The organism is Leifsonia tongyongensis (genome assembly GCF_010686705.1).
GTDB lineage: Bacteria > Actinomycetota > Actinomycetes > Actinomycetales > Microbacteriaceae > Diaminobutyricibacter > Diaminobutyricibacter tongyongensis.
In genome coordinates this window covers 1-3,967 of record NZ_JAAGWY010000007.1, presented here as the reverse complement: position 1 = coordinate 3,967, position 3,967 = coordinate 1, and the positions used below count along the sequence as shown (strand labels likewise).

The window sequence follows — 3,967 nt, the reverse complement described above, 5'->3', positions numbered from 1 at the left end:
CACCACTCTTGCCCTCACAAACGGCACCGCAACCGCAGCAATGAGGTACGTGTTCGGCCTCAGTCCTGCTTGCGCCTTGAGCAGCGACCAGCGATCCAGATCGCAGCGCAAGGTCGATGCTGACCAGTCAGGCAGCTTGTCCGCGCCGCTGCCGACTACACCGGTTTCGGAAGCGAGCCGGTCGCTCGATCGCGAGACCGTGCAAAGACATTCCTAGCCGTAGGGGAACGGCTCGCTGAGAGGCCAACCTTCGGGTAAATCGAACATCTCATTGATCGGCCGGTGTGACTCGGTCTGTTCTACGTGATCGACAACAAACTCGGCAGTGCGCCAGAACTCCAGGATGGGTATTGAAGTGTCTGGCGATGGATGGAGCCAGAGAGTTGGTGAGACCGTCGAAATAATGGACGGCGATATGTTCGGTGCCACCAGCACGCCGCTAACGTGTCGATGCGACCAACATCCTGGTTGCCCCCAGTATCCATCGAATGCGCGAACATCGTGCGCCGGAGCGTCTGGGTGCGCCATGTCGAATTGAACCTGAGCGCTGCCGTAAAGCGCATTCATGGTCTCGAAGTCACGGTTGAATCCTGAGGACATGTTGATGGCGACAAGTAGCGGTCGATCCAGGGAACCATACGCCGATCCCTTGTCCTTGACGGCATCACGAATGGACTCCGAATTCCCCATCGGATAAGCCTCGCCGGGTCCCCACATCCCCAAGGGGCGATGTCCTTGGCCGCGCGAATCCTCTCGTATCGGCAGGGGCCGAAATAGAAGATCCCATCCGGCGTTCTGCCACCGGAACTGTTCCCCCGACTCGCGAAGAGGTGAGGCGGGACTTACCCGACCTGGATCGAGCGTCGCGAGCCACGATTCGAGCTTGGCCCGAAGGCGTTTGGTGGGGAGGGCGTTGGGACCTATGGAGTACACGTCTAGGTCAAGAAAGAAGTTGGGGCTGTGAATCGTGTTGATCGCGTCGAAAACTTGATGCAAACGCGCTTGCTCGCCAATGTCATCCCTCCCGAAAATGGCAGTGGCTTCGACGTAGAAGCTCTCTTGACTTCGAGCGACGAGGAAATCCGGTGGGCGAGGTCCGGAGGAAACCACTGGGTGAACCTGTACGTCGAAGCCGGAGGAAATGAACGACTCATGCAGGTAGAGCTCCCAGAATGCTCCGGCCCAGTGGCGGTTGTCGGGCGACCGCAATCGGCCAATCAGGTCCGGTCGCGCGTCGGCCGGGTAGTGGCCCACCCATTTTTCGATGAGGCTGCGAACCTCGTCCCAGTACTCTCCGGCCACGCGGTTCAAGAACATCGACGTCGGCTCGTTGTGTCGCGCGGGCGAAGCATCGTCGCGCGATACTGCGTCAAAGACTCGACTCGATCTGGCCACGCGACTCATTTTCCTCTGTGCAACCGATGTGGATGTTTCGACGCGGCACTAACCCGCCACGACCCCACCTGAAACGCCGGTCTCGTAGTCGATGTGCATCGGAATGAATGTGTTGTAAAGGAACAGACCCGGCTGCCGGCCTTCGCTGCCGTCTGCCGGTGTCGTTACCACTGTCCGGAGTCCCTCAACGCGACCAGTCAATATCTGGGCTGGCGCAGGTCCGACTGGGAGGGCTGGATATGGTGCGATCAATTCATCGCTGCCAAAGTGCTTTAGGGCGCGAACGTGAAAGATAGTCGAGTACACCGACGCGAACATCCACGCCTCTGAGAGGACGCTCGGTACATCGATCCTTACCGTGGTCAACTCGACCCCCTTCTCCCTTCCCGGAGGCCGCCCGAGAAGACTAAGTAGCGGTCGGTCGAAGATCGGCATCGACTTACCTTTGTCGAACGCGCTCACCGGTATGTTTCCGTTTTCATCTGGTGCGGTGGTAATGAGTTCAACGCGCAAATCATCACGGGCGCTGACTGCAAGCCCGTGTTTGACCTTGTTATTCGCAGTGTTGACTGGTAGCTCCGCATTCGTCAGCAAGAGGTTTGCGTGGTTGATCCGCGCAAGCGCGGTTTCAAAGGCCTTTGCCTCTGGCTCGCCAAGAGGAATATCGGGACGAAAATATAGTGACTGGAGTAGGTTTTTGTCGGCGTTCATCGCATTGACAACTCCATTGACTGTATCGGCGAGGCTGTTGGGTGTGTCTGCAACTGCAAGCCAGATGGAAGGCGCGTCGTCGCCCTTCGGCTTCATGACCGCGAGGGCGTGCAGAAGTCGGAGAAGGCCCTCCGCTGCATGGTGTCTGACTGAAAGGGATTCGACCGCGACCTGACGTCGCCGGGCTCCCTCGTCGTACGTGAATACCACGTCCGGATTGTCAAATCGGAGGATGCTATCGCGAGCGACGCGAGCACATTCGCGACCTGACGCAGGAAGCGCTCCAGCATCTAGCTGAGCACGAAGCTCAGGGAGGCGTGCACGATCCAGCAGCGGATGATGCCACGCCCACGTGGGAGAAGGTAAACGCACGCATCGCAGGACTTATCAATGAGTACTCCACCGCACGCGACCGTGACGACTGGCAGGACGTGGGCCGGCGCAGTCGCGAGATCCTCATCGACTTTGGCAGATTGATCGCTGACGCAACATTCGTGCCAGAAGGCCAGGAAGCGCCGAAAGGGGCAGACGCAAAAGCATGGTTCGACCTGTTCCTCGCTGCCTCCGCACGCGGGGGAGACAAGGCAGAGCTGCGCTCGACAATGCGCGCGGTGTGGGATCTCGCGCAGAAGGTGACGCATGGCGACATCGCCGATGTGGATGCCTTTGCAGCAGCTCAGGCAACTGTGATGATCATTCGAACCGCGCAGAAGATGCTGCGCGGCAAGACCAAACTAACTTCGTCCGATGGCGGTCCAGTCGACAGTAATACCTGAGTGGTCAATTTCGGACGCGAGTTTGCCCTTCCAGGCTCCCGCATTGTCAAGCGGAATGTAGACGAGCCCATTTATGTCGCTCGGTAGCTCGACGCCCTCTTCGTAGAGCACCGCCACGTGAGCGCGTCCAATGAGTCCGATGAAAAAGCCCATTTCAAACACGACGTTCTGTCGAGCACGTGGCCGTTCATCCTGGGGCTCGAGTACGGCGGGACGGCCCCGATCATCAGCAGTTAGCAGGACGACCGCATAGCCCACGGACTCCGCGTTGTCCTCGAGCTTCTCGATCAGCACGCGACCGCCATTTGGCTGCTGATGAAGAATGATCGGCGCCTCACCCGTCAGCTTTTGAAGGTACGACTCCAACTCGTACTTTTTTGCGTCGTTCTGCCCATGCACGATGAAGAGCCGTGTAGAAGGCTCACCCGGTGCTTCAGCACTCAATAGTGGCGAAGCCGATTCGGCTATCAATTCAAGTTCGAGTTTCGAGGCTTTGAGAATGCTAATGACTTCCTGCACCCCTGCTCGACGATACGGCCTGAAGTCTGTATTCTCAGTCCACATGCTGGGGCTGTACCTCACGTCATCAAACTTGTGATGCGTGGGGCTCAACTCTCCAAAGATGGCTCGGATGACGACCTCTGTTTTGTTGTGCCAGTCGTCGAAGTTCGCTGGCGAGCCCTCGTTCGCCTCAGCAATTTGCTCGTCGATACGTGCAACGGCGCGGTCCAAGTCCATGTTTTCAGATTAGCGGCGGGGCAACCCTGGCGTCGCAGCGCCACGGGGTCTAGGACAGACGCGCTTCCATTTCGGCGGTGGGACGGCAGCAAGTAGACCGATGAGACTGGTCGCGGTGCGGCGGTCAATTTCTTCTGGAGGAAAATCGGTCGACCGGCGGAGGAAATTGCGATTCCCGCTATCGCTAGTCCGTTGTATTGAAGCGTTTCGTAAACAGCCCACGTTCTGAAAATGGCGGGGTCACCAAAAGGTGGCCCCGCCATTTTCATCACTCGCTGCTGACTATTGGGTCCCATCGCGCCGGTTCCGAGGAGCCGCGCAGCGGCTTCACGGCCGTGCCGATGGGC

The 3,967-nt window shown here is 58.6% G+C and carries 4 protein-coding genes; 1 reads left to right on the top strand and 3 read right to left on the bottom strand.

The features are described 5' to 3' along the window. Nucleotides 1-213 precede the first annotated feature (213 nt). A complete protein-coding gene (locus tag G3T36_RS19470) occupies nucleotides 214-1,395 on the bottom strand; it encodes a hypothetical protein (RefSeq protein WP_163291543.1) in 1,182 nt (393 codons plus the stop codon). Between the two features lie 48 nt (nucleotides 1,396-1,443). Then, nucleotides 1,444-2,316: a hypothetical protein gene (locus G3T36_RS19465; protein ID WP_163291542.1), complete on the bottom strand. Its 873-nt coding sequence runs from the start codon at nucleotides 2,314-2,316 to the stop codon at nucleotides 1,444-1,446. A 107-nt stretch (nucleotides 2,317-2,423) separates the two neighbouring features. On the opposite strand from G3T36_RS19465, the gene G3T36_RS19460 reads away from it, so the two are divergent. After that, nucleotides 2,424-2,882 carry a hypothetical protein gene (locus G3T36_RS19460; protein WP_163291541.1) on the top strand — a complete coding sequence of 153 codons (459 nt, stop codon included), beginning with the start codon at nucleotides 2,424-2,426 and terminating at the stop codon, nucleotides 2,880-2,882. On the opposite strand, the gene G3T36_RS19455 is transcribed toward G3T36_RS19460, so the two are convergent. Then, nucleotides 2,841-3,620, bottom strand: coding sequence for a TIR domain-containing protein (locus G3T36_RS19455; protein ID WP_163291540.1), 780 nt, complete (start codon nucleotides 3,618-3,620; stop codon nucleotides 2,841-2,843). The genes G3T36_RS19460 and G3T36_RS19455 overlap by 42 nt on opposite strands. Nucleotides 3,621-3,967 lie beyond the last annotated feature (347 nt).

What these genes read in the sequence shown, in the direction of transcription:
- G3T36_RS19455 (WP_163291540.1), bottom strand. Translation starts at nt 3,620, where the DNA reads ATGGACTTGGACCGCGCCGTTGCACGTATCGACGAGCAAATTGCTGAG.